This window comes from Pseudomonas sp. SWRI111, assembly GCF_014268555.1.
In the GTDB taxonomy this organism is placed as follows: Bacteria; Pseudomonadota; Gammaproteobacteria; order Pseudomonadales; family Pseudomonadaceae; genus Aquipseudomonas; species Aquipseudomonas hamedanensis.
This window is the reverse complement of the sequence record NZ_JABWQQ010000028.1, coordinates 43,599-68,957: the sequence shown is the minus strand read 5'-3', so window position 1 is coordinate 68,957 and position 25,359 is coordinate 43,599. Positions and strand designations below refer to the sequence as shown.

At 59.5% G+C, this 25,359-nt stretch carries 25 protein-coding genes; 10 read left to right on the top strand and 15 right to left on the bottom strand.

Annotated elements, in window-relative coordinates; genetic code table 11:
- Nucleotides 1-111: 111 nt before the first annotated feature.
- The gene (tyrS, locus tag HU755_RS24290) at nucleotides 112-1,311 is read right to left on the bottom strand and encodes a tyrosine--tRNA ligase (protein ID WP_186637368.1); all 1,200 of its coding nucleotides are present in this window, start codon (nucleotides 1,309-1,311) and stop codon (nucleotides 112-114) included.
- 212 nt (nucleotides 1,312-1,523) lie between these two features.
- Between tyrS and HU755_RS24285 the strand changes: the two genes are divergently transcribed.
- Together HU755_RS24285 and HU755_RS24280 are read left to right on the top strand one after the other, a co-directional pair.
- On the top strand, nucleotides 1,524-2,948 hold the full coding sequence (locus HU755_RS24285) for a peptidoglycan DD-metalloendopeptidase family protein (protein WP_186637362.1): 1,425 nt from the start codon (nucleotides 1,524-1,526) through the stop codon (nucleotides 2,946-2,948).
- A 3-nt stretch (nucleotides 2,949-2,951) separates the two neighbouring features.
- Entirely contained in the window at nucleotides 2,952-4,043 is a 1,092-nt protein-coding gene (locus HU755_RS24280; protein WP_186637359.1) for an anhydro-N-acetylmuramic acid kinase, read from the top strand.
- A gap of 69 nt (nucleotides 4,044-4,112) precedes the next feature.
- Here the strand turns inward: HU755_RS24280 and erpA are convergent, their stop codons facing one another.
- A complete protein-coding gene (gene erpA, locus HU755_RS24275) occupies nucleotides 4,113-4,463 on the bottom strand; it encodes an iron-sulfur cluster insertion protein ErpA (protein ID WP_007918905.1) in 351 nt (116 codons plus the stop codon).
- A 168-nt stretch (nucleotides 4,464-4,631) separates the two neighbouring features.
- Nucleotides 4,632-5,666, bottom strand: a complete 1,035-nt coding sequence (argC, locus tag HU755_RS24270; protein WP_186637356.1) for an N-acetyl-gamma-glutamyl-phosphate reductase — start codon at nucleotides 5,664-5,666, stop codon at nucleotides 4,632-4,634.
- Nucleotides 5,667-5,800: 134 nt separating this feature from the next.
- On the opposite strand from argC, the gene hemJ reads away from it, so the two are divergent.
- The 6 genes from hemJ (at nucleotide 5,801) to coq7 (ending at nucleotide 10,370) form a co-directional block, all read left to right on the top strand.
- Entirely contained in the window at nucleotides 5,801-6,229 is a 429-nt protein-coding gene (gene hemJ / locus HU755_RS24265; RefSeq protein WP_186620980.1) for a protoporphyrinogen oxidase HemJ, read from the top strand.
- Nucleotides 6,230-6,262: 33 nt separating this feature from the next.
- Nucleotides 6,263-7,231 carry a nitronate monooxygenase family protein gene (locus HU755_RS24260; RefSeq protein ID WP_186637353.1) on the top strand — a complete coding sequence of 323 codons (969 nt, stop codon included), beginning with the start codon at nucleotides 6,263-6,265 and terminating at the stop codon, nucleotides 7,229-7,231.
- A gap of 76 nt (nucleotides 7,232-7,307) precedes the next feature.
- On the top strand, nucleotides 7,308-8,258 hold the full coding sequence (locus HU755_RS24255; RefSeq protein WP_186637350.1) for a DUF805 domain-containing protein: 951 nt from the start codon (nucleotides 7,308-7,310) through the stop codon (nucleotides 8,256-8,258).
- A 61-nt stretch (nucleotides 8,259-8,319) separates the two neighbouring features.
- A complete protein-coding gene (locus HU755_RS24250; RefSeq protein ID WP_186637347.1) occupies nucleotides 8,320-9,108 on the top strand; it encodes an SDR family oxidoreductase in 789 nt (262 codons plus the stop codon).
- 80 nt (nucleotides 9,109-9,188) lie between these two features.
- Entirely contained in the window at nucleotides 9,189-9,527 is a 339-nt protein-coding gene (locus HU755_RS24245) for an HIT domain-containing protein (protein WP_186637345.1), read from the top strand.
- Nucleotides 9,528-9,722: 195 nt separating this feature from the next.
- Nucleotides 9,723-10,370, top strand: a complete 648-nt coding sequence (coq7, locus tag HU755_RS24240; protein ID WP_186550940.1) for a 2-polyprenyl-3-methyl-6-methoxy-1,4-benzoquinone monooxygenase — start codon at nucleotides 9,723-9,725, stop codon at nucleotides 10,368-10,370.
- Between the two features lie 117 nt (nucleotides 10,371-10,487).
- Here coq7 and speD read toward each other — a convergent pair whose 3' ends face one another.
- Both speD and HU755_RS24230 read right to left on the bottom strand, forming a co-directional pair.
- Nucleotides 10,488-11,282, bottom strand: coding sequence for an adenosylmethionine decarboxylase (gene speD, locus HU755_RS24235; protein WP_034155105.1), 795 nt, complete (start codon nucleotides 11,280-11,282; stop codon nucleotides 10,488-10,490).
- A gap of 237 nt (nucleotides 11,283-11,519) precedes the next feature.
- On the bottom strand, nucleotides 11,520-11,942 hold the full coding sequence (locus HU755_RS24230; protein ID WP_186620984.1) for an OsmC family protein: 423 nt from the start codon (nucleotides 11,940-11,942) through the stop codon (nucleotides 11,520-11,522).
- Nucleotides 11,943-12,179: 237 nt separating this feature from the next.
- Between HU755_RS24230 and crp the strand changes: the two genes are divergently transcribed.
- Complete coding sequence (crp, locus tag HU755_RS24225) at nucleotides 12,180-12,824, top strand: cAMP-activated global transcriptional regulator CRP (protein WP_186550939.1); 645 nt, start codon at nucleotides 12,180-12,182, stop codon at nucleotides 12,822-12,824.
- On the opposite strand, the gene HU755_RS24220 is transcribed toward crp, so the two are convergent.
- The 4 genes from HU755_RS24220 to HU755_RS24205 form a co-directional block, all read right to left on the bottom strand.
- Nucleotides 12,821-13,522 carry a lipoate--protein ligase family protein gene (locus HU755_RS24220; protein ID WP_186637342.1) on the bottom strand — a complete coding sequence of 234 codons (702 nt, stop codon included), beginning with the start codon at nucleotides 13,520-13,522 and terminating at the stop codon, nucleotides 12,821-12,823. The two genes, crp and HU755_RS24220, sit on opposite strands and share 4 nt — an antisense overlap.
- A gap of 121 nt (nucleotides 13,523-13,643) precedes the next feature.
- Nucleotides 13,644-14,483 (bottom strand): indole-3-glycerol phosphate synthase TrpC, encoded by an 840-nt coding sequence (trpC, locus tag HU755_RS24215; protein ID WP_186620985.1) that lies wholly within the window; start codon nucleotides 14,481-14,483, stop codon nucleotides 13,644-13,646.
- A complete protein-coding gene (gene trpD / locus HU755_RS24210) occupies nucleotides 14,480-15,529 on the bottom strand; it encodes an anthranilate phosphoribosyltransferase (protein ID WP_186637340.1) in 1,050 nt (349 codons plus the stop codon). The genes trpC and trpD overlap by 4 nt, the downstream gene beginning before the upstream one ends.
- A 9-nt stretch (nucleotides 15,530-15,538) precedes the next feature.
- Nucleotides 15,539-16,132 carry an aminodeoxychorismate/anthranilate synthase component II gene (locus HU755_RS24205; protein ID WP_186637337.1) on the bottom strand — a complete coding sequence of 198 codons (594 nt, stop codon included), beginning with the start codon at nucleotides 16,130-16,132 and terminating at the stop codon, nucleotides 15,539-15,541.
- Between the two features lie 408 nt (nucleotides 16,133-16,540).
- Between HU755_RS24205 and estP the strand changes: the two genes are divergently transcribed.
- Nucleotides 16,541-18,448: an esterase EstP gene (estP, locus tag HU755_RS24200; protein ID WP_186637333.1), complete on the top strand. Its 1,908-nt coding sequence runs from the start codon at nucleotides 16,541-16,543 to the stop codon at nucleotides 18,446-18,448.
- A 171-nt stretch (nucleotides 18,449-18,619) separates the two neighbouring features.
- Here estP and trpE read toward each other — a convergent pair whose 3' ends face one another.
- The 6 genes from trpE to HU755_RS24170 form a co-directional block, all read right to left on the bottom strand.
- A complete protein-coding gene (gene trpE / locus HU755_RS24195; protein WP_186637323.1) occupies nucleotides 18,620-20,101 on the bottom strand; it encodes an anthranilate synthase component I in 1,482 nt (493 codons plus the stop codon).
- 69 nt (nucleotides 20,102-20,170) lie between these two features.
- A complete protein-coding gene (locus tag HU755_RS24190) occupies nucleotides 20,171-20,989 on the bottom strand; it encodes a phosphoglycolate phosphatase (RefSeq protein WP_186637319.1) in 819 nt (272 codons plus the stop codon).
- Nucleotides 20,986-21,660, bottom strand: a complete 675-nt coding sequence (rpe, locus tag HU755_RS24185; protein WP_007918813.1) for a ribulose-phosphate 3-epimerase — start codon at nucleotides 21,658-21,660, stop codon at nucleotides 20,986-20,988. The genes HU755_RS24190 and rpe overlap by 4 nt, the downstream gene beginning before the upstream one ends.
- A 114-nt stretch (nucleotides 21,661-21,774) precedes the next feature.
- The gene (locus tag HU755_RS24180; RefSeq protein ID WP_186637316.1) at nucleotides 21,775-22,923 is read right to left on the bottom strand and encodes an iron-containing alcohol dehydrogenase; all 1,149 of its coding nucleotides are present in this window, start codon (nucleotides 22,921-22,923) and stop codon (nucleotides 21,775-21,777) included.
- Nucleotides 22,924-23,146: 223 nt separating this feature from the next.
- Nucleotides 23,147-23,971, bottom strand: coding sequence for an ABC transporter permease (locus HU755_RS24175; RefSeq protein ID WP_186550930.1), 825 nt, complete (start codon nucleotides 23,969-23,971; stop codon nucleotides 23,147-23,149).
- A gap of 12 nt (nucleotides 23,972-23,983) precedes the next feature.
- Nucleotides 23,984-25,231 carry an ABC transporter permease gene (locus HU755_RS24170; RefSeq protein ID WP_186620993.1) on the bottom strand — a complete coding sequence of 416 codons (1,248 nt, stop codon included), beginning with the start codon at nucleotides 25,229-25,231 and terminating at the stop codon, nucleotides 23,984-23,986.
- Nucleotides 25,232-25,359: the final 128 nt, after the last annotated feature.

Below are 25,359 nucleotides of genomic sequence, written 5' to 3'. Positions count from 1 at the left end.
GTCGAAAACTGCGTAACTCTTTGAATCTCAAGGAGTTTTCCGTTTCGACTGCGCCGGAAGTGGGGCGAATTATAGACTTCCAGAATTCGCCGTCAACCCCTATTTTCAACTTTATTCGGATTTCAATGTGATACGGGCAAAAGCCTTCTTGCCAGCCTGGCAAACATGAGTCGCGCCCAGTACATATATAAAGGAGCGATCAACCACTTCACCATCAACACGCACACCACCCGCAGCCAGCAGATCACGTGCCGCTGCCGAGTTCTTCACCAGGCCTGCCTTATTAAGGACAGCCGCAATCGGCATATCTTCAGTCGAAGCCAGCTCGATCTCTGGCAAGTCATCCGGCAGCTCGCCATCCTTCATCCGGTTACCCGCACCACGGTGAGCGTTGGCCGCAGCCTCCTCGCCATGGAAACGGGCAACGATCTCTTCAGCCAGCTTGATTTTGATGTCACGGGGATTGGCACCCGCCTCAACGTCAGCCCGGAACACATTGATCTCATCCATCGAGCGGAAGCTGAGCAATTCGAAGTAACGCCACATCAGCGCATCCGGAATCGAAACCAGCTTGCTGTACATGACGCCTGGCGCTTCCTGGATTCCAACGTAGTTACCCAAGGACTTGGACATCTTCTTGACGCCATCCAACCCTTCAAGCAACGGCATGGTCAGAATGCATTGAGCCTCTTGACCATAACCACGCTGAAGCTCACGCCCCATCAGCAGATTGAATTTCTGATCAGTACCACCCAACTCGACATCCGCACGCAGAGCGACCGAGTCATAGCCCTGCACCAGCGGATAGAGGAACTCATGGATAGCGATGGGCTGATTGGTGGTGTAACGCTTGTCGAAGTCATCGCGCTCCAGCATGCGCGCGACGGTGTACTGCGAAGTCAGGCGAATAAAGTCCGCCGGCCCCATCTGGTCCATCCAGGTCGAATTGAACGCAACTTCGGTTTTCGCCGGATCAAGAATCTTGAACACCTGCGTCTTGTAGGTCTCGGCGTTTTCAAGCACCTGCTCACGAGTCAATGGAGGACGCGTGGCGCTTTTGCCACTCGGATCACCGATCATCCCGGTGAAGTCACCTATAAGGAAGATCACCTGATGCCCCAAGTCCTGGAACTGGCGCAGCTTATTAATAAGCACGGTATGCCCCAGGTGCAGATCCGGCGCGGTTGGATCGAAACCAGCCTTGATACGCAGCGGCTGGCCGCGCTTGAGCTTCTCGATCAGCTCGGACTCGACCAATAGTTCTTCCGCACCACGTTTAATCAGCGCTAGCTGCTCTTCAACCGACTTCATAACAGACCCGCAAGGCTCAGATTCAAAGGGACCCAACCATACAAGATCGCGCACCAATTACAAGTTTTGCCCGGCGCGCGGACACCAATCCACAGACAGGAGGTCTGTAGACTTGCTTCAGAGATGATTTGGTTATATTTTATACAGTTATTTCATCTTCATCATGTCATTCATCTTTTCCAATTCATCTTTTTTCAAAGTCAAAATTACCTATGACCACAGAACCGTCTAAAGCGCCTCCGCTTTACCCGAAGACCCACCTGCTTGCCGCAAGTGGAATCGCCGCCCTTCTCAGCCTGGCGCTGCTGGTATTTCCCTCTAGCGATGTCGAAGCCAAAAAGACGACTCTGAGTCTTGAGCTGGAAAGTCCTGCTGAACAACTGACACAAGACCAAGACGCTGCCGACGCAGCCCAAGCCACAAACGAACCCGCAACGTCACCGTTCGCACAAATCGAAAACAGCGACGAAAACGCCGCGCAAACCGCTGAAACCGCGCCGGCACCTGCTGCGCTTGCAGAAAAGCCGAAAGAGCCAGGCCATCGCGAAGTAGTCGTTTCCAAAGGCGATACGCTGTCCACCCTGTTTGAAAAGGTCGGCCTGCCAGCAGCGTCCGTCCATGAAGTGCTGGCAAGCGATAAGCAGGCCAAGCAGTTCAGCCAGCTCAAGCGCGGTCAGAAACTCGAATTCGAACTGAGCCCTGAAGGCCAGTTGACCAGCCTGCACAGCAAAGTCAGCGACGTTGAAACCATCACCCTGACCAAGAACGACAAGGGTTATTCGTTCAACCGTGTGACCGCCAAGCCAACTGTTCGCACTGCTTACGTCCACGGCGTTATCAACAGCTCGCTGTCGCAGTCCGCTGCGCGCGCCGGCCTCTCTCACAGCCTGACGATGGATATGGCCAGCGTCTTCGGCTACGACGTCGACTTCGCTCAGGACATTCGTCAGGGTGACGAATTCGATGTGATCTACGAGCAGAAAGTCATCAACGGCAAAGCAGTCGGCACCGGCCCGATCCTGTCCGCTCGCTTCACCAACCGCGGCAAGACCTACACCGCCGTTCGCTATACCAACAAACAAGGCAACAGCAGCTATTACACTGCCGATGGCAACAGCATGCGCAAGGCCTTCATCCGTACGCCGGTTGACTTCGCCCGCATCAGCTCGAAGTTCTCCATGGGCCGCAAACACCCGATCCTGAACAAGATCCGCGCCCACAAAGGCGTCGATTACGCAGCGCCACGGGGCACGCCGATCAAGGCCGCCGGTGACGGAAAAGTGCTGTTGGCCGGCCGTCGTGGTGGTTACGGCAACACTGTGATCATTCAGCACGGCAACACTTATCGCACGCTCTACGGCCACATGCAGGGTTTCGCCAAAGGCGTGAAAACCGGCGGTACCGTCAAGCAAGGTCAAGTCATTGGCTACATCGGTACGACGGGCCTGTCCACCGGCCCGCATTTGCATTACGAGTTCCAGGTCAACGGCGTTCACGTCGATCCGCTGGGCCAGAAGCTGCCGATGGCCGATCCAATCGCCAAGTCGGAACGAGCGCGCTTCCTGGCGCAGAGCCAGCCGTTGATGGCGCGCATGGACCAAGAGAAGGCCACCATGCTTGCTTCGAGCAAGCGCTAAGCCATGGCCCTGTATATCGGCGTGATGTCCGGAACCAGTCTCGACGGGCTGGACATTGCCCTGATCGAGCAGACCTCGGCGATCAAACTGATCGCCACTCATTACCTGCCAATGCCCGATCCCCTGCGCGCCGAACTGCTTGGCTTGTGCGCGAGCGGCTCCGACGAGATCGCCCGCTCGGCTATTGCCCAGCAACACTGGGTCGAGCTCGCCGCTTCAGGTATTCATTCCCTCCTCGCTCAGCAACAGCTCCAACCCGAAGCTATCCGCGCTATCGGCAGTCACGGCCAGACCATTCGCCATGAGCCGGCGCGCGGTTTCACCGTGCAGATCGGCAATCCGGCCCTGCTGACAGAGTTGACCGGTATTACCGTCGTCAGTGACTTTCGCAGCCGCGATGTCGCGGCGGGCGGTCAAGGCGCCCCTCTGGTCCCAGCCTTTCATGAAGCCTTGTTTGAAGAGCGTACCGGCAACCAGGCAGTCTTGAATGTCGGCGGTTTCAGCAATCTCAGCCTGATTGAGCCGAACAAACCTGTAGCCGGTTTCGACTGCGGCCCGGGAAATGTTCTGATGGATGCCTGGATTCACCAGAACCGCGGCGAAAATTATGACCGGGACGGGCAATGGGCTGCGACAGGCACCGCTCAGCCAATCCTGCTCAAGGCACTGCTCAGCGACCCGTTCTTCGTTACCACGGGCCCGAAAAGTACCGGCCGCGAAGTCTTCAATCTGCCATGGCTGGAACGCCATCTCTCGCGCCTGCCGATGTTTTCGGCCGAAGACGTGCAAGCCACGCTGCTCGAGCTGACTGCGCTGACCATCGTCGAGTCGCTGCAGAGTGCTCAATCGGACACTCAGGAACTGCTGGTCTGTGGCGGCGGCGCGCATAACGCCACATTGATGACGCGTCTGGGGCAGCTACTGCCCAATACCAAAGTCGCCAGCACGGCCACCCACGGCGTTGATCCTGACTGGGTCGAAGCCATGGCCTTTGCCTGGCTCGCCCATTGCTGCCTCGAAGGCATTGCCGCTAATCGACCAAGCGTCACCGGCGCTCGCGGCCTGCGCGTACTCGGCGCCATCTACCCGGCATAATTGCCAGACACAAAAACGCCGCAGAACCGTAAGGCTCTGCGGCGTTTTGTTATCTGCAGTGGAATGCGTTCAGATCGAGAATGACGACCCGCAACCACACGTCGTGGTGGCATTCGGGTTCTTGATCACGAAGCGCGAACCTTCCAGACCTTCCTGATAATCCACCTCGGCACCGGCCAGGTACTGAAAGCTCATCGGGTCGACCACCAGACTTACGCCTTCTCGTTCGACGATAGTGTCGTCATCGGCCACGTCTTCATCGAAGGTAAAACCGTACTGAAACCCTGAACAACCGCCGCCCGTAACGAATACGCGCAGCTTCAAGCGATCATTCCCCTCTTCATCGACCAGGCTCTTCACCTTGTGCGCAGCACCTTGAGTGAATTGCAAAGCCGTGGGGGTGAAGGATTCGACGCTCATGCTGACTATCTCCCGGCGTTACGCCGCCATAATGCGTGATGACGCGCATTATCCGCTTGTCCTAGAAAATCGGTCAACTATTAGAAAAGCAGCTGCAAGCTTCAAGCGGTGAGCTTCAAGCTTGCAGCGGACAACTTGTAGCTTGTGGCTTGAAGCTTGTCGCGGCGTTTAGGGCAGCATCCCGGCGTGGGACAGACCGAAGCGCTCGTCCAGCCCGAACAGAATGTTCATGTTCTGCACCGCCTGCCCCGAGGCGCCCTTGACCAGATTGTCGATCACCGAAAGCACCACTACCAGATCACCATCCTGCGGCCGATGCACGGCAATACGGCAGACGTTGGCGCCACGCACACTCCGGGTTTCCGGGTGGCTGCCCGCCGGCATTACGTCGACGAACGGTTCGTTGGCATAACGCTTTTCAAACAGCGCCTGCAGGTCCACCGAACGATCGGTCACGGTTGCGTAGAGCGTGGAGTGAATGCCACGAATCATTGGCGTCAGGTGTGGCACGAAAGTCAGCCCTACGTCTTTGCCCGCCGCACGACGCAAGCCCTGGCGAATTTCTGGCAGGTGACGGTGACCTTTCACCGCGTAGGCCTTCATGCTTTCCGACGTCTCGGAGTACAACGAGCCTACAGCCGCACCGCGACCGGCACCGCTGACGCCGGATTTGCAGTCGGCGATCAAACGCGAAGTATCCGCCAGACCGGCCTCGAGCAAAGGCAGGAAGCCCAATTGCGTAGCGGTTGGATAGCAACCCGGAACAGCGATCAAGCGCGCTTGGCGAATCTGTTCGCGATTGACTTCCGGCAGACCATAAACAGCTTCATCCAGCAGTTCCGGCGCGCCATGCGGCTGGCCGTACCACTTGGCCCACTCTTCGGCGTCTTGCAGGCGGAAATCGGCTGACAGGTCGATCACCTTGGTGCCCGCTGCCAACAGTTCACCGGCCAGAGCATGAGCGACGCCATGCGGTGTAGCGAAGAACACCACATCGCAAGCGCCCAGGGTCTTGATGTCCGGCACGCTGAAGGCCAGACCGTCATAGTGGCCGCGCAGGTTCGGGTACATGTCAGCCACGGCCAGACCGGCCTCGGATCGGGAAGTGATGACCACCACCTCTGCCTGCGGATGTTGTGCCAACAGACGCAGCAGTTCGACACCGGTGTAACCCGTGCCGCCGACAATACCGACCTTGACCATAAACCTGCCCTCAACGAACCCACTGGAAAGCCGTCGATAATAGGGGCCGCGCGCGGCTGCGACAACCGTCAAGGTGACGCGCGGACGTTCAAGCCTCTACTATCTGGCTACCGTGAATGAGGGAATAACCAAAAATGCTCTATCTATGGCTCAAAGCGTTTCATATCGTCAGCGTCGTATGCTGGTTTGCAGGGCTGTTCTACCTGCCGCGACTGTTCGTTTACCACGCACAAAGCGAAGACTCGATCAGTAAGGAACGCTTCAGCATCATGGAGCGCAAACTGTATCGCGGGATCATGGGGCCGGCGATGATCGCCACGCTGATCTTCGGTGGCTGGCTGATCTACCTGAACCCGAGCATTTTCAGCCAGGGCGGCTGGATTCACGCCAAGCTGACTCTCGTCGTCTTGCTGATCGGCTACCACCACATGTGTGGCGCACAGGTAAAACGTTTCGCCCGTGGCGAGAACACCCGCAGCCATGTCTTTTATCGCTGGTTCAATGAGGTGCCGGTTCTGCTATTGCTGGCTATCGTAATTCTGGTCGTGGTCAAGCCGTTCTAACTTCAATACGTACAGATCTCTGGGGTGTCCATCATGTCGCTGCCCGCTCTGCTCGAACAACGTCTGCGTTTGCCTGTGGTGGCCGCGCCGATGTTCCTGATTTCCAATCCCGAGCTGGTACTCGCCTGCTGCCGTAACGGCGTGGTCGGCAGCTTTCCGGCGCTGAACCAACGCGAAAGCAGCGGTTTCAAGGCATGGCTGGAACAGATCGAGGCGGGGCTGGCGACGCTGGACAATCCGGCGCCTTATGCCGTGAACCTGATCGTGCACCACAGCAACCCGCGCTTGCAGGCGGATCTGGACATCTGCGTCGAGCACCGGGTACCGATCGTGATTACCAGCCTCGGTGCGGTGAAAGAGCTGGTCGATGCAGTTCATAGCTACGGTGGCCTGGTGTTCCACGATGTAACCACGCGCCGGCACGCCGAGAAAGCCGCCGAGGCCGGTGTCGATGGTTTGATCGCGGTCGCCGCCGGCGCTGGTGGCCATGCCGGCACCTGGAGCCCGTTCGCACTGATTGCCGAAATCCGTGAATTCTTCGACAAGACCTTATTGCTTGCCGGATGTTTGAACCACGGCCACGAGATTCTCGCCGCGCAACTGCTCGGCGCAGATTTGGCCTACTTCGGTACACGCTTTATCGGCACCCGCGAAAGCCACGCGCCTGACGCCTATAAAGAAATGCTGCTGACAGCCAAGGCGGCGGACATCATTCATACTCCGGCGGTGTCAGGGGTTCCGGCCAGCTTCATGCGCCAGAGCCTGGAGGCCGCCGGGTTCGACATGGCCGCGCTGCAAGGCAAGGGCGAAGTGAATTTCGGCGACAAGCTCAAACCGATCAACGACGAAGCCAAAGCCTGGAAGACCGTATGGTCGGCTGGCCAAGGCGTCGGGCAGATAAGTGATCTGCCAAGCGTGGATCAATTGATCGCTCGCCTTGATGCCGAGTACCGCCAGGCGCAGAAACGCGCAGCGCAATTGCCGCAACGCTGGCCACGTTAACCCTGCCAGGCCGATTGCCTGGATCGGCCTGACACTGACTCCCTTTGAATCTACTCGCGACAAGGATGCCCCGGCCATGAGCGAACCCCGCTACAAGATCGTATTCGACGGAGCTTTACAGCCCGGTGTCGACCTCGCTACCGCCAAGCTCAATCTGGCCGATCTGTTCAAAACCGATGTCACCGCCATCGAGCGCCTGTTCAATGGCCGTACGGTCGCCCTCAAGCGTGACCTGTCCCACAGCGACGCCCAGACCTATCTGCAAGCGCTGAGCAAAACCGGGATCGATGCGCGGATCGAAACGCAAACAGCCATTGAACTGAACCTGGCGGATGTTCACGAAAACACCGCCGCCGTGGCCGAACCGGACTCACCTTATGCACCACCGCGCGCCAGCGTCGGTGAACGCCTTCCTGAATTCGCGACGCTCAAGCCATTGAGTGTCGAAGGCCGGATCGGACGCCTGCGCTTTCTTGCCTGGACCATGGTCCTGAGCCTGGTGACCTTGCCCATCGTCGGTGTGTTCGCCCTGCTGGCCCTCGGGCTGGTCAGCGGCGACTCGACCACCGGGCTGATTATCGGCGCGATTCTCGCGTGCTTCCTGTTTATCGGCTTCCTGATCGTCAGCATTCTGTTCAGCGTTCAACGTCTGCACGATATCGGCTGGTCGGGCTGGCTCTGGCTGTTGAACCTGGTGCCGTTCGTGGGCAGCTTCTTTCCTCTGGTCATCATGGTCGTCCCGGGCAATACCGGCGCCAACCGCTATGGCCCGCCACCTCCACCCAACAGCACGGCGGTAAAAGTGCTGTGTTCGTTGTGGATTGTGTTTTTCGCACTGATCTTTGCCGGCGGATTACTCGGTGGCTTCACGGCCGTTCAGGAGGAATACGAAAGCAGCCTGGAAAGCAGCTATGACGGTGGCGCGGTGAGCACTGATGAAATCGAGACCGAAGTCGAACCGCCGGTGAATTCCGCCGACGATGCAGCCGAAGCGGCGCAGGCCCCTGTAGACTCTGCGAAAGAATGAACAGCGCTCCCCGCCGTGACACACGCGTCGCCGGCGCGGAGCTGTTGCGATGGAGAATTGCATGACCCGTTACGCTCTGATCACTGGCGCCTCCAGCGGCATCGGCCTGGCCATGGCCGAAGCGCTGGCCCGGCGTGGCCGCAGCCTGATTCTGGTGGCACGACAGCGTGATCAGCTGGAAAGTATTGCCATCGAACTGACCCAGCGCTTCGACGTCGAGGTACTGTTTCGCGCCTGCGATCTGGGCGAGCCCTTGCGTTTGTCCGGGTTCCTGCTGGAACTGGAAGAAGGCGACCGGCAGATCGACCTGTTGGTCAATTGTGCCGGTATCGGCACCTGCGGCCCTTTTCTGGCGCAGGACTGGATGACCGAGCAGGATCTGATCGAGGTGAACATTCTCGCCCTCACCCGCCTGTGCCATGCGATCGGCAACAGCATGGCACTGCAAGGAGGCGGGCAGATTCTCAATGTCGCCTCGATGGCGGCGTTCAATCCGGGGCCGTGGATGAGCACCTATCACGCCAGCAAGGCCTATGTGCTGCACTTTTCCGAAGCCCTGCGGATCGAGTTGAAAAAGTGCGCGGTCAAGGTTTCGGTGCTCTGCGCGGGTCCGACACGCACAGCCTTTTTCCGCACCGCGCAAATGGACAGCGACAAACTCAACGACAGCCACAAACTGATGAGTCCCGAAGAAGTCGCGCTGTATACCGTACGCGCCCTCGACAAAAACCGCGCAATCATTATCCCGGGTCGACGCAATCGTTGGGTCGCCTTCGTCTCGCGATTCGGCTCGCGCTGGCTCAATCGGACCCTCGCCGGCATGGCTAACAAGTCTTACTGCCCGCGCTGAATCGCCCTACAGCAAAACACTGGGAGGGTTGATCTCCCGTGGGTACACTCAAGCCAGTCCAAACAACGGAGAAAACAGCAGTGGATACTCTGTTCACCAAGATCATCAACCGGGAAATCCCGGCCAACATCATTTACGAGGACGACCAGGTTCTGGCCTTCCACGATATCGCCCCGCAGGCACCGGTGCATTTCCTGGTGATCCCGAAGAAACATGTGCGCACTCTCAATGACCTGACCGAGGACGACAAGGCATTGGCCGGGCACATCCTGTTCACGGCGCAGCGTCTCGCGCTGGAGCTGGGCTGCGAGGAAGGCTTTCGCGTGGTGATGAACTGCAATGAACTCGGCGGGCAAACGGTCTATCACATCCATATGCACGTGCTGGGTCAGCGCCAGATGAACTGGCCGCCGGGCTGATTCACGACAAAACTGTGGGAGCGAGCTTGCTCGCGAAGGCGTCGGCAGATTCGAAACCTCCATTGCCTGACACTCCGCTTTCGCGAGCAAGCTCGCTCCCACAAAAAAGCATGACACCGCGACCAATGACCCAACGCAAACCCTCGTCGGCCGATTCGGTTAAACTGGCCACCGAGATATTTCCCGGAGGTCAGCATGACTACCCAACGTCACTACTCGCCCATTGACCGTCTTCTGCTGCAAGCCGATGCCGCGATGCGCACCCTGTTGCCCTTCAGCGGCCAGCCGTACCGCCCGTCGCCCGCCATCCTGCAGCCGGACACGCCGATGAGCGATGAAGACACCCGTCACGTCGCTGGCCTGATGCGCATCAACCATACCGGTGAAGTCTGTGCCCAGGCGCTGTACCAGGGACAGGCGCTGACCGCCAAGCTGCCTCAGGTGCGCGAGGCCATGGAGCATGCGGCCGAAGAAGAAATCGATCATCTGGTCTGGTGCGAACAGCGCATCCATCAGTTGGGCAGTCATACCAGTGTCTTGAATCCGCTGTTTTACGGCATGTCGTTCGGGATTGGCGCGGTGGCGGGACTGATCAGCGACAAGGTCAGTCTGGGGTTTGTCGCGGCGACCGAGCATCAGGTGTGCAAACACCTGAATGAACATCTGGAGCAATTGCCCGCCGAGGATGAGAAGTCCCGGGCGATTCTTGAGCAGATGCGCATCGATGAAGAACATCATGCGGAAAGTGCACTGGATGCAGGCGGTTTTCGTTTTCCGGCGCCGGTGAAATTCGGGATGAGTTTGTTGGCGAAGGTGATGACCAAGAGTACTTATCGGATCTGAGATCTCGATTGCTGTAAATGGCCTCTTCGCGAGCAGGCTCGCTCCTACAGGGGGCTGTGTTCGAGCAATAAAAAAGGCGACTGCCGTGAGGGAGTCGCCTTTTTTGTGCCTGGAATCTTAAGTCGGCATGTTGCGCGCGTAGAAGATTTCGAGCATTTCGTGTTTCACACGATCAGTTACCTGAGCACGCTGCTCAGAGGACAGATTGCTGGTGGCGTCGCCGAACAGGTAGTTATCCAGTTCGAAGTTCTTCAGCAGCATTTTGGTGTGGAACAGGTTTTCCTGGTACACGTTCACGTCGGTCATCTGGTACGCGTCGCGGGTGTCTTCGGACAGGTAGTTCTGGATCGAGTTGATCTCGTGGTCGATGAAGTGCTTGTTGCCTTCAACGTCACGGGTAAAGCCGCGCACACGGTAATCCACGGTCACGATGTCCGAATCGAACTGGTGAATGAGGAAGTTGAGCGCCTTGAGCGGTGAAATGACACCACAGGTCGACACGTCGATATCCACACGGAAGGTAGCGATACCGTCGTCCGGATGGATTTCCGGGTAGGTGTGCACCGTGATGTGGCTCTTGTCGAGGTGGGCCAGGATAATTTCGGGCAACGGGCCCGGCGATTCTTCGATCTGGCTTTCGGTCGGGGTTACCGGCTCTTCCGAAATCAGAATCGTGACGCTGGCGCCCTGGGGTTCATAGTCCTGACTGGCGATGTTCAGGATGTTGGCACCAATGATCTCGACAACTTCTGTGAGAATCTGCGTCAGGCGTTTCGCGTTGTACTCTTGATTGATGTACTCGACGTAGGCCTGCTGGTCTTGCGGGGTTTCCGCGTAGCAGATGTCATAGATGTTGAAGCTCAAGGTCTTTGTCAGGTTATTGAACCCGTGGAGCTTGAGTTTGCTTTTCACCGTTAAAAACTCTCTATGTATGCGGCGCGGCCGCGTGATCAAGCATGCCCGTCAAATGCGAACAACGCACCTGCGTAGGACGGTTAACACCTCTTCGCGATGGCGATTTTGGTTATCTGTTCAGGCGAATGACCCGTCGGCTGACCGATCACTGCCCTGAAAAAAGTGGCGCATTATGCAGACGTCAGCGGGGGATCGCCAGAGTCTGCACTGCTTTTATGATAGTTGAATGTCGGATCAACCGAGTTCGACGATTTCGTAGTCGTGGGTGATCGCCACGCCAGCCGCGCCGAGCATGATCGAGGCCGAGCAATACTTCTCGGCGGACAGCTCGATGGCGCGTTTGACCTGAGCTTCTTTCAGACCACGGCCCTTGACCACGAAGTGCATGTGGATCCTGGTAAACACCTTCGGATCTTCAGTCGCACGCTCGGCTTCGAGGAAGGCTTCACAGCTTTCAACGGCTTGGCGGGACTTCTTCAGAATGCTGACCACGTCGAAGTTGCTGCAGCCACCGACACCCAGCAACAGCATTTCCATCGGCCGAACCCCAAGGTTTCGGCCACCGGCGTCCGGCGGACCATCCATCACCACGACATGACCGCTACCGGATTCGCCGAGGAACATGGCTTCGCCAGCCCATTGGATGCGTGCCTTCATCGCCCAGACTCCACTGTAAAAAAAGGGTCGCCAGCTTAGCACAGCGGTTTGGCCTGACAGCGACCGACGTCCTAGGACCGCTACCTCTAAGCTGTAGGTAATTTCTCGAATTTCCGACGAAGTGTCTGGTAAGCTGGCGCCAATTCGCTGGCGCGTCCAATCAGTCAGCGTCAAGACCGCCTACGGCGCCTCATAAAAAAATCAAACATCACCGTGCAGTTTTTTCGGGATACAACCATGGTTGCTATTACCCCTACATCCAAAATCAAGAATCTCGACAAGCTGTTGATGCATTGCCAGCGCCGTCGCCATGCGGCCAAGAGCAACATTATCTGCGCCGGTGACCGCTCCGATACGCTGTACTTCATTATCAAGGGCTCGGTCACCATCCTGATCGAAGACGACGATGGCCGCGAAATGATCATTGCGTACCTGAACGCCGGTGATTTCTTCGGTGAGCTGGGCCTGTTCGAACAGGCGGGCCAGGAACAACAACGCAGTGCCTGGGTACGGGCCAAGGTCGAATGCGAAACGGCGGAAATCAGTTACACCAAGTTCCGCGAGCTGTCGCAGCAGGATCCAGACATTCTTTACGTCCTCAGCGGACAAATCGCACAGCGCCTGCGCAACACCACGCGCAAGGTCGGCGATCTGGCATTCTTCGACGTCACCGGTCGAGTCGCTCGCTGCCTGCTGGAACTGTGCAAACAGCCGGACGCCATGACTCACCCGGACGGCATGCAGATCAAGGTGACCCGTCAGGAAATCGGTCGAATTGTCGGTTGTTCGCGAGAGATGGTCGGTCGCGTGCTCAAGGATCTTGAGGAACGTAACCTGGTCGATGTGAAAGGCAAGACCATGGTGGTCTACGGGACACGCTAAGCGCTGTAGATCCGCGCCAGCATCAAGCGAAACAGTTCATCCAGACGCGCCAAGGCCTGTGGCGCGTTGAATTTCTCACGCAGGGCGATGTGGCTTTCAGCCCTCACTCGCTGCTCCAGACTGCAGGCCTCATTGAAGCGATTGACCGCTGCGACCATTGCCTGGCGCTCGTCATCGATCAACATCGCACCGTGCACCAGCCCGACCGGGCGCTGCCCGCCCTGACTCTGGCGCCAGCGCTGGGCGGTGCCGACCATCTTGCGCCCGTCCAGATTGACGTTGAAACGACCGTCGCAAAAGGCGCCGTCGACTTCGCCCACCGATGAGGTGCCACCCAACTCATCCAGCAACTGACAGATCGGATCGCACAGACGGCGGTAGCCGGTTTCGATGCGATTCAAGTCGCCTTCGCTGCGCGGCGGCGCATACACCAAGGCAATATTGATGGTTGAAGCGGATTGCGGCACCGGCTCACCGCCAGTTTCGCGCAACAATACCGGCCAACCGGCGGCGGCGGAGACTTCGCAGGCGTGGTCGAATTCAGGGAGACGATTGAGGCGGCGCGGCATGACCAGCGCGCGATCGGTGGGTTGCCAGAACAGCAGGCCGAATTCGGCGTCGCCGGCGCAGATCGAGGCCAACAAGTCTTGTTCGGCTTGCAGGCCGGATTCGATGGTCAGGGGGGTTGGCAGCGACATGGAGGGCTCCGGCAAGTCGAGTCTCTTTAGCGGATTCGAGGGCCCCATCGCGAGCAGGCTCACTCCTACAGGGGGAACGCGTTTCAAATGTAGGAGTGAGCCTGCTCGCGATGGCGTCGACTCAGTCGAGGGTCGACCCGCTTATCACCGGACCGCCACGCTCCGGGAAGAACAAGCGCTGCAATTCAATGCCCGGGTTTTCCGCGCGCATAAACGCTTCGCCGACCAGGAACGCGTACACGTCGCTGATTTCCATCAACTCGACATCGGCGCGATTGAGAATGCCGCTTTCGGTGATTACCAATCGATCCCGCGGAATGCGCGGCAGCAGGTCGAGGGTGGTTTCCAGGCTGACGTCGAAGGTATGCAGATTACGGTTGTTAACCCCGACCAGCGGCGTGTCGAGGGTTTTCAACGCGCGCTCAAGTTCGTCGCCGTCGTGCACTTCCACCAGCACATCGAGACCGACGCCTTTGGCCACGGCTGCCAGCTCGGCCATTTTCACATCGTCGAGTGCGGAGACGATCAACAGCACGCAATCGGCGCCCAAGGCTCGGGCTTCAACGATCTGGTACGGATCGATCATGAAATCCTTGCGGATGACCGGCAATTTGCACGCCGCACGGGCCTGTTGCAGGTAAGCATCGGCGCCCTGGAAGTAATCGACGTCGGTCAGCACGGACAGGCAGGTCGCCCCGCCCTTCTCGTAGCTTTTGGCGAGGTCGGCGGGTACGAAGTCCTCGCGGATCACGCCTTTGCTCGGTGAGGCCTTTTTGATTTCGGCAATCACCGCGGGCTGTTTTTTCTTCGCCTGCGCCAGCAATGCCTGAGCAAAGCCACGGGGCGCATCGGCCGCCCGGGCCAGGTTTTCCAGTTCGCTGAGGCTTACACGGGCACTGCGCTCAGCAACTTCCTCGACTTTGCGCGCAAGGATCTTCTCCAGAACCGTCGGTACGCTCATCCCTCATTCTCCACTTTGAATACCGCGGTAAAGGCACCCAGCTCCTCGAGTTTTTCCCGAGCGAGGCCGGTGTGCAGGGCATCGTGCGCAAGCTCTACGCCCTGTTTCAAACTGTTCGCCACGTCGGCGGCATACAGCGCGGCACCGGCGTTAAGCACAATCATCTCGGCCGCTTTCTGGCCGTTTTCGGTCTTGCGCTTGCCCAGCGCATCGCGGATCAACGCCAGCGACGCTTCCGGGCCTTCGACCGACAGGCCATGCAGGCTCTGGCTTTTCATGCCCAGATCTTCCGGCTCGACCCAATATTCAGTGATCTCGTTATTCTTCAGCTCGGCGACGAAGGTTGGCGCGGCGAGGCTGAACTCGTCCAGACCGTCCTTGGAGTGCACCACCAGCACATGTTTGCTGCCCAGTCGTTGCAAGACTTCGGCCAATGGCCGGCACAGCGCCTGGGTGAACACGCCCACCACCTGATGTTTCACACCGGCCGGATTCGTAAGCGGGCCAAGCATGTTGAACAGTGTCCGCAGGCCCAGGTCGCGGCGCGGGCCGGCGGCGTACTTCATGGCTTTGTGATGGGTCTGGGCGAACATGAAACCGATGCCGACGTTGTCGATACAACGGGCAACCTGAACCGGGGTCAGGTTCAGGTAGATGCCGGCGGCTTCCAGCAGGTCGGCACTGCCGCTCTTGCCGGAGACTGCGCGGTTGCCGTGCTTGGCCACGGTGCAACCGGCCGCAGCGACAACAAAAGAGGAAGCGGTCGAGACGTTGAAGATGTTCGCGCCGTCGCCGCCGGTCCCGACCACGTCGACCACGCCGTCGAGGGTTTTCAGCTCGACCTGATCGGCCAGCTCGCGCATCACCGACACGGCGCCGACGATTTCGTCGATGCTCTCGCTCTTCATGCGCATGGCCATCATGAACGCGCCGATCTGCGCGTCGCTGCATTGGCCGGTCATGATTTCGCGCATCACGTCGCGCATTTCATCGGTGCTGAGGTCGAGGTGATCGACGATACGGCTCAGGGCTGTCTTGATATTCATGAAAAGTCCTTAGCGCGTGCCGCCGGTTTGTTTGAGGAAATTGGCAAACAGTTCATGGCCCTGCTCGGTGAGGATCGACTCGGGATGAAACTGTACGCCCTCGATGTTCAGGGTTTTGTGACGCAGGCCCATGATCTCATCGACCGAGCCGTCGTCGTGTTGCGTCCACGCGGTCAGCTCCAGGCAATCGGGCAAAGTCTGGTGCTTGACGATCAGCGAGTGGTAGCGGGTGACGGTCAGCGGATGATTGAGGCCGGCAAAAACGCCCTTGTCCTCGTGGAATACCGGGCTAGTCTTACCGTGCATCACTTGACGCGCGCGTACGACATCGCCACCAAAGGCCTGGCCGATCGACTGATGACCCAGGCAGACGCCGAGAATCGGCAATTTGCCGGCGAAGTGCTTGATGGCGTCGATGGAGACGCCGGCTTCGGTCGGTGTGCAAGGACCGGGGGACACCACGATGCGCTCAGGGTTGAGCGCTTCGATCTGAGCAATCGTCAATTCATCGTTGCGCACGACTTTGACCTCGGCACCCAGCTCGCCGAGGTATTGCACAACGTTGTAAGTAAAGGAGTCGTAGTTGTCGATCATCAGCAACATGGCGTTTCGAACCTCTTGAATTCTGACTTGGAGACAGCCTTCAGATGACTTGCCCGCAGGGCGCTGCACGATGTCGGACGCCAGAACAGACGGCGACACAGCGGCATTTCAAACAGACAAGGAAGGCAAAGCGATACAGATCCGGCGGGGCCGGCGGAAAAGATTCAGGCGCGCCAACGCCAGCGGGCGTGTGCCTTGATGACTTGATCCAGAAGTTTGCTGGTGATCAACACGGGGAAGGTCTCGTTCATACGTTCCGGCACAGTAACTTAGCTGGGCAGAGCGTGCAATATGACCTTGGCTGCAAGGGATAAAACCAGACAGGGATTGGCGATCGATGGCAAAAGGCCGGAAGTTTTTGGTACTGTCGTTTCGTTCACCTACAACAATAAATAAACGGACTTGCTCATGAATAAAAAGACGTTGTTTGCACCCATGGCCGGCTGCCTGCTCGCGCTGGCCTGCGCCCAGGCGAATGCGGCGCCCAACCCCTATTCGAACTTCATTGTGTTTGGCGACAGCCTCAACGACGCCGGGACGTTCGCCGACAGCGGCGGGCCGGCAGGCGCCACCGAGCGTTACACCAACCGCACCGGGCCGCTGTATCAGGATGGCAGCGGCGAACTGTATTCGTTGAATTCCACCCAACTGCTGGGCGGCCGCCTGGGTTTTTCGGCAGATCAGACAGCGTCGTCGAGTTCGGCCGTGCGCGCCGACAACGGCCAGGTCGACGGCAGCAACTGGGCGGTCGGCGGTTATCGCACCGACCAGATTCTCGACTCGATCACCACGCAATCGGCCACGGGCGAACGTACCCGCGCCGGCTACTTGCCGTCGAACGGTTTGCGTGCCGACCCGAACGCCCTCTATTACATCTCCGGCGGCGGCAACGACTTCCTGCAAGGCCGTGTCCTCAGTCTGCCCCAGGCCAGTGCCGCTGCCGATCGCCTGGCTGACAGCGTGCAAACCCTGCAAACCGCCGGCGCCAAATACGTGATGGTCTGGCTGTTGCCCGACGTTGGCTTGACCCCGGCCCTGAACGGCACGCCGCTGCAGGCCTTCAGCAGTACCCTCGCCAACCAGTTCAACAGCCAGTTGGTGACGCGTCTGCAAGGCATCGACGCCGAAATCATCCCGTTGAATATTCCAGCGCTGCTCTCGGAGGCTTTTGCCGATCCGGGACGCTTTGGCCTGGCCACTGACCAGAACCTCACCGCGACCTGCTTCAGCGGCAACGGCTGCCCCGAAAACGCCCGTTACGGGATCAACAGTGCCACGCCGGATCCGACCAAGTTGATTTACAACGACGGCGTGCACCCAACCGAGTCCGGGCAGAAACTGATCGCCGATTACGCTTATTCCTTGCTGGCAGCACCGTGGGAATTGAGCCTGCTGACGGAAATGGCCCACGGCACCGTGCGTGCACATCAGGATGAATTGCGTAACCAGTGGCAGGCAGACTGGGAGAACTGGCAAGCGGTCGGCCAATGGCGCGCCCTTGTCTCGGCAGGCGGCCAGCACCTGGATGTCGACAGCCAAAGCAGCGGCGCCAGCGCCGATGGCAGCGGTTATAACCTCAACGTCGGCGGCAGCTATCGCGTCAACGATGCCTGGCGTGTGGGCGTGGCAGCAGGTTTCTACCGGCAGAACCTGGAGGCCGGGCATAACGACTCGGACTACAAACTCAACAGCTACATGGGCACCGCATTCGCCCAGTTTCAGCAGAATCGCTGGTGGGCTGATGCCGCACTGACCGGCGGCAAACTCGACTACGACAACCTCAAGCGCAAGTTTGACCTCGGCGCCAGCGAGGGTGCGGAGAAAGGCGATACCGACGGCAGCCTGTGGGCGTTCAGCACCCGTATCGGTTATGACATCGCCCAGCCGGGCAGCGAATGGCACCTGTCGCCGTTCGTCAGCGCCGACTACGCCAGCGTCGATGTCGACGGTTACTCGGAAAAGAGCAATCGCGCCACCGCGCTGACCTTCGATGACCAGAGCCGCGATTCGAAACGCCTGGGCCTGGGTATTCAGGGCAAGTACAACTTCACCGCGCAAACCCAGGTATACGGCGAATATGCGCATGAGCGGGAGTACGAAGATGACGTGCAGAAGGTCAATATTGCGCTCAACACTCTGCCGGGCAATGACTTCACGCTTGAAGGCTACACACCGGCGAGCCACCTGAACCGCTTGAGCCTGGGAGTCAGTCACAAGCTGACGATGGATCTGGCGTTGCGCGCTGGTTATACGCTGCGCAAGGACGATGACTTCAAGCAGCAGGGCTTGAATGTCGGGGTTGTGCTGGATTTCTGAGTCATGGATGCAAAAAAGCGGCGCCTTCACAGGCGCCGCTTTTTTATGCCCCGACACAATCCAAATGTAGGAGTGAGCCTGCTCGCGATTGCGGTGGGTCAGTCAACGAATATGTTGAATATTAGTCCGCGATCGCGAGCAGGCTCACTCCTACAAGGGTTGTGTGTTGGCTCAGGCTTCCGGGGTTTGTTCGGCAAGGGCCACGGCGCGGAACATCGCGCGGCGCTTGTTCAGGGTTTCTTCCCATTCCAGCGCCGGCACCGAGTCGGCGACGATGCCGCCGCCGGCCTGCACGTGCAGTTCGCCGTTCTTGATCACCGCCGTGCGGATCGCAATGGCCGTGTCCATGTTGCCGTTCCAGGCGAAGTAACCGACTGCGCCGCCATACACACCACGCTTGACCGGCTCGAGTTCGTCGATGATCTCCATTGCGCGAATCTTCGGCGCGCCGGACAAAGTGCCCGCCGGCAGAATCGCCCGCAGCGCGTCCATCGCAGTCAGGCCGGCCTTCAACTGGCCGGTAACGTTGGAGACGATGTGCATCACGTTGGAATAACGCTCGATGACCATTTTCTCGGTGAGTTTCACCGAGCCGATTTCCGAGACGCGCCCGGTGTCGTTGCGGCCCAGGTCGATCAGCATCAAATGCTCGGCGATCTCTTTGTCGTCCGACAGCAAGTCTTGTTCCAGCGCCACATCGGCTTCTTCGGTGGCGCCACGCGGGCGCGTACCGGCAATCGGGCGCACGGTGATCAGGTTGTCTTCGACCCGCACCAGCACTTCCGGCGAACTGCCGACGACGTGGAAGTCGCCGAAGTTGAAGAAGTACATGTATGGCGTCGGGTTGAAGCAACGCAGGGCACGGTACAGATCGATCGGCGCTGCCTTGAAATCGATCGACATGCGCTGCGACGGCACCACCTGCATGCAGTCACCGGCAAGGATGTATTCCTTGATGGTGTCGACGGCTTTTTCGTAATCGTCTTGAGTAAAACTCGAACGAAACACCGGATCGGCCGACTGCTGCTTGCTGAAATCCAGGCCACGACGCGGGGTGATCGGCTGGCGCAGTTTTTCCAACAGCGTCTGCAGTTGCGCCTGCCCCTGTTCGAAGGCATCGGCCTGGGCCGGGTCGGCGAGGACGATTGCGTGCATCTTGCCGGCGAGGTTGTCGAACACCACGACCGCGTCGGACACCATGAGCAGAATATCCGGAACGCCCAGCGGATCCGGGTTCGGGCACTTGCCCAGGCGCTTCTCGACATACCGCACGCAGTCGTAACCGAAGTAACCGACCAGACCACCATTGAAGCGCGGCAGACCGGCGATAGTCGGCACGTTGTAGCGTGCCTTGAAGGTTTCGACAAAGGCCAGCGGATCATCGACATCGTGGCTTTCGGTCTCGACGCCATCAACGGTGATGCTCACGTGATGGTCGTGGACCCGCAGCACGGTGCGGCACGGCAAACCGATGATCGAGTAACGGCCCCACTTCTCGCCGCCCTGCACCGATTCGAGCAGGTAGGAGTTGGGCTGGTCGGCCAGTTTCAGGTAGATCGACAGCGGCGTGTCGAAGTCGGCCAGGGTTTCGCAGGCCAGCGGGATGCGGTTGTAGCCGTCAGCGGCCAGACGCAGGAATTCTTCGCGGATCATAAGGTGCCTCGTGGTGTGAGGTGCAATCAGTCAGTCAGGCAAACGCGCCGGCAGGCCGGCCAGAATCAGTCAGGCGCGCCAACGCCAGCGGGCCAGGGCCTTGATGACTTTCATCCAGAGTTTGCGGGTGACCACCACGATGGCGTTTCCAGAAGGGGGTTGAGCAGCGTCGGGCAACGTTATCTCAGCGGCCGTGACGAGGCAACCGGGAATTAGTTTGCGCAGATCGTCGATCACCAGTGCCGGCGATTCCTCGGCGATCGGCCGACCATGGTTATAGCCGTAACTCAGTGCCACACACTTGACCCCCGCCGCTTTCGCCGCCAGCACGTCACTGCGCGAGTCACCGACGAACAACGATTGCGAGGCCGGGATGTTGGCCATTTTCATCACGAAGAACAGCGCCGCCGGGTCAGGTTTCTTCTGCGGCAGGGTGTCGCCGCCGATGATCCACTTGAAGTAACGGCCGATTTTCATCTGATCCAGCAGCGGCGCGACGAAACGCTCCGGCTTGTTGGTGATCAGCGCCATGGCCACACCTTGTTTGTGCAGCCACTTGAGGGTGTCGCGCACACCGGGATACACCACTGTCAGCTCATGGCTGGCGCCGTAGGCCTCCATGAAGATTTCCAGCGCGCGCTCGGCCTCGGCGTCATCCACTGCCGAGTGATCAATGCTGCCGGCCAACGCCCGGCGCACCAGCACCGGTGCACCATTGCCAACCCATTCGCGCACCGCCTCGATGCCCGCAGGCGGGCGGCCGAGGGTGAGCAGCATGCGATCCACCGCCACCGCCAGGTCGGGAACCGAATCGATCAGCGTGCCATCCAGATCGAACATCACCAACCGTGGCAGTTGCCCTGGGAACAACTGCTCAAAACCGCTCATGGCCGCGCCAGTGCCAGTTCGGAACGCATCTTGTCGATGACTTCCTGATAGTTCGGCGCGTTGAAAATGGCCGAACCGGCGACAAAGGTGTCAGCGCCAGCGGCAGCGATTTCGCGGATGTTGTTGACGTTGACGCCGCCGTCGATTTCCAGGCGGATGTCACGGCCCGAAGCGTCGATGATCGCCCGCGCTTCACGCAGTTTGTCGAGGGTGCCGGGAATGAATTTCTGCCCGCCGAAGCCCGGGTTGACGCTCATCAGCAAAACCATGTCGACCTTGTCGATCACGTACTTGAGCACGTCCAGCGGGGTCGCCGGGTTGAACACCAGGCCGGACTTGCAGCCGCCTTCACGGATCAGTTGCAGCGAGCGGTCGACGTGCAGCGTGGCTTCCGGGTGAAAGGTGATGTACGTCGCGCCGGCTTCGATGAAATCGCCAACGATGCGGTCCACCGGGCTGACCATCAGGTGCGCGTCGATCGGCGCGGTGACGCCGTACTTGCGCAATGCGGCGCAGACCATCGGGCCGATGGTCAGGTTCGGCACGTAGTGGTTGTCCATGACGTCGAAATGGACGAAGTCGGCGCCGGCGGCGAGAACGTTGTCCACTTCCTCGCCGAGGCGGGCGAAGTCGGCGGAGAGGATCGACGGAGCAATTACGAAGGGCTGCATGACGCACCTGTGCTGAGCTAAATCACGATGGCGCGCATTGTATACCTCAAGTTTGTGCGCACGCACCGTGACCGCGATGATTGGGTTGTGCCATGAGCCCTGAGCGACTGTGCCTCAGTACGCCGCGCGGTAGATCTTCTCGATGTCGACGGCGCTGAGCTTGCGCGGATTGTTGCGCATCAGGCGCTCGATCCCGGCGGCTTCCACGGCCATCGCCGGGATCGCCTCTTCCGGCACACCGAAGCTGCGCAGCCCGGCGGGAATTTCCACCGCCGCGCACAAGTCCGTCATCGCCTGCACGGCTTTGTCCGCTGCCTCGTTCGCGCTCAGATGAGCGGTCTTCACGCCCATGGCTTCGGCAATATCCTGCATGCGTTCGACGCAGGCCATTTTGTTCCAGGTCATCACATAGGGCAGCAACAAGGCGTTACTGACGCCGTGGGCAATGTTGAAACGCCCGCCCAGCGGATAGGCCAACGCATGCACTGCACCCACCCCGGCGTTGCCGAACGCCATGCCGGCCATCAGGCTGGCGGTGGCCATGTCTTCGCGCGCTTGCAGGTTGGCGCCGTTGGCGTAGGCCTTGGGCAAGGCGCTGGCAATCAGTTTGATCGCGCCGATGGCGAGGGAATCGGTGATCGGCGAGGCATTCACCGACAGATAGGATTCGATGGCGTGCACCAGCGCATCGACGCCACTGGCCGCGGTAACGCTGCGCGGACAGGTCAGGGTCATTTGCGGACTGACCAGTGCGACGTCCGGCAGCAGGTAATCGCTGACGATGCCTTTCTTCAGCTGAGCTACCTTGTCCGAGAGGATCGCGACGTTGGTCACCTCCGAGCCGGTACCGGCCGTGGTCGGGATGGCGATCAGCGGCGGGCCTTTGCGCGGCACCTGATCGACGCCGAACAGGTCCTCAAGTGCGCCGTGATATCCAGCGTACGCGGCGACACTTTTGGCGATGTCGATGGCGCTGCCGCCACCGAGGCCGATCAAACCGTCATGCCCGCCTTCGCGGTAGGCGCGCATGCAGTCTTCGACGATGGCAATCTCCGGGTCGGGCAGGACGCGGTCGAAAATCTCGTACTCGCGCCCGCCGAGTTGTACCAGCGCCAGCTCGACGGTGCCGGACTTGACCAGCGCGGCGTCGGTGACGATCAGCGGGTTGTCGATGTCCAGCCGGGTGAGTTCTGCCGCCAGTTGTTCGATGGCTGCGGCGCCGGTGATCAGTTTGTGAGCGATTTTGAACTGGGACAGACTCATGGTGCGCAGCCTCTTATAGATAGGGGAGCTGGGCACAAGATTAGCTGGGGATTTGGGGTTGTCTGCTATTCAGGGTGTGAATGACCAAGAACTGTGCATACAACACAAATCCCCTTGTGGGAGGGGGCTTGCTCCCGAAAGCGGTGGATCAGTTGAAACAATGTCGACTGACCCACCGCTTTCGGGGGCAAGCCCCCTCCCACATTTTTGACCGAGTGCGGCGTCAGATTTGGGCGGTACGCAGTTTCTCGCTGCGCCCGCGCAGCCATTCCAGGGTCAGCAGCAAGATCACCGAGAAGGCAATCAGCAACGTCGCGGCAGCGGCGATAGTCGGACTGAGGTTCTCGCGAATCCCGCTGAACATCTGCCGAGGCAAGGTTGCCTGCTCTGGCCCTGCCAGAAACAGCGTCACCACCACTTCATCAAACGAAGTGGCAAATGCAAACAGCGCCCCGGAAATCACCCCCGGCGCGATCAGCGGCAAGGTCACCCGGCGAAACGCGGTCAACGGCGAAGCCCCCAGGCTGGCAGCCGCTCGCACCAGATTGTGATTAAAGCCCTGCAAAGTCGCCGACACGGTAATGATCACAAACGGCACACCGAGCACCGCGTGCACGACGATCAGGGAGAAGAAGCTGTTACCCAGACCCAGCGGCGCAAAGAACAGATAACTCGCCACACCGATGATCACCACCGGCACCACCATCGGCGAAATCACCAGCGCCATCACCAGCGATTTGCCCGGGAAGTCGCCGCGGGTCAGGCCGATGGCCGCCAGGGTGCCGAAAATCATCGCCAGCACGGTCGCGGCCGGAGCAACGATGATGCTGTTCTTCAGGGCGCGCATCCATTCCGCCGAGGCGAAGAAGTCGTGGTACCACTGCAGCGAAAAACCCTGCAGTGGGTAGACCAGAAAACTTCCCGAATTGAACGACAGCGGCACGATCACCAGCACCGGCAGAATCAGGAACAACAGGATCAGGCCGCAGAGGATCCGCAGGCTGTAGAACCACACCCGTTCAACGGGCGACATGTAAGGACTCAGCATCGCAAATTCCCCTTAGCTCAGGCGCAGGCGACTGGCGCCCACCAGCCAGCTGTAGATCAGATAAAGCACCACGGTCGCCAGCAAGAGCAGACCGCCCAGCGCGGTGGCCATGCCCCAGTTGATGCTGGTGTTGGTGTAGAAGGCGACGAAGTAGCTGACCATTTGGTCGTTCGGGCTGCCGAGCAGCGCCGGGGTGATGTAGTAGCCGATGGCGAGGATGAACACCAACAGGCACCCGGCGCCGACGCCGGCGTAGGTCTGCGGGAAGTACACCCGCCAGAAACTGGCGAACGGATGGCAGCCGAGGGAAATCGCCGCACGCATGTAGGTCGGCGAGATGCCTTTCATCACGCTGTAGATCGGCAGAATCATGAACGGCAACAAAATGTGCACCATCGAGATGTACACGCCGGTACGGTTGAACACCAACTCCAGCGGCTTATCAATGATGCCCATCGCCAGCAATGCGCTGTTGATCAGCCCGCCGGATTGCAGCAGCACGATCCACGCGGCAACGCGTACCAGAATCGACGTCCAGAACGGCAGCAGCACCAGAATCATCAGCAGGTTGCTCTGCCGCGATGGCAGGTTCGCCAGCAGGTACGCCAATGGATAAGCCAGCAACAGGCAGATCACAGTGATGACCAAGCCCATCCAGAAGGTGCGGGCAAAGATGTCGAGGTAGATCGCCTGATCCGGGGTTGCCGGGGCGAGCTCGCCGAGGTCATCGATTCGGTGGTCGACCGCTGCGAGCAAGTAATACGGGGTGATGCTACTGGTGTTGCGTTTCACCGCTTGCCAGTAGGCCGGATCGCCCCAACGCTCGTCCAGCGCTTCGAGCGCTTCTTTATAGGAGGCCGGTTCGCTGGCAAACGGCAGCGCCCGGGCGGTTTTGGTCAGCAGGCTGCGGTAGCCGGCCAACTCCATGTTCAAGCGCTTGGACAGATCGCCCAGCGTCTGGTTTTTGCGCGCTTCGGCGAGGTCTTCGCTGGCAGCCTTGTAGACCGGTTCGGCGGGCAGACCGCGGCCGTCCCAACCCGCGATGGCCGTAACGGTGCGCGGCATGCCGCCGACCACTTCCGGGTTGCCGACGCTTTTATAGAGCAGCGCCACGATCGGCACCAGAAACACCAGCAACAGAAACAGCACCAGCGGCGCAATCAGCGCCTGCGCTTTCCAGCGGTTGACCCGCTCGGCGTGCTTGAGCTTCTGCTTCAAGGTGGGGCTGGCGCCCTCGTTCAGGGGAACGGCGATGGCCATGACGTACTCCGCAAATCTTTGATCGTTACAGAGGTGGCGAACCACCTCTGTTGAGTTGAAACACAGCAACCTGTGGGAGCGAGCCTTGTGGCGAGGGGATTTATCCCCGTTCGGCTGCGCAGCAGTCG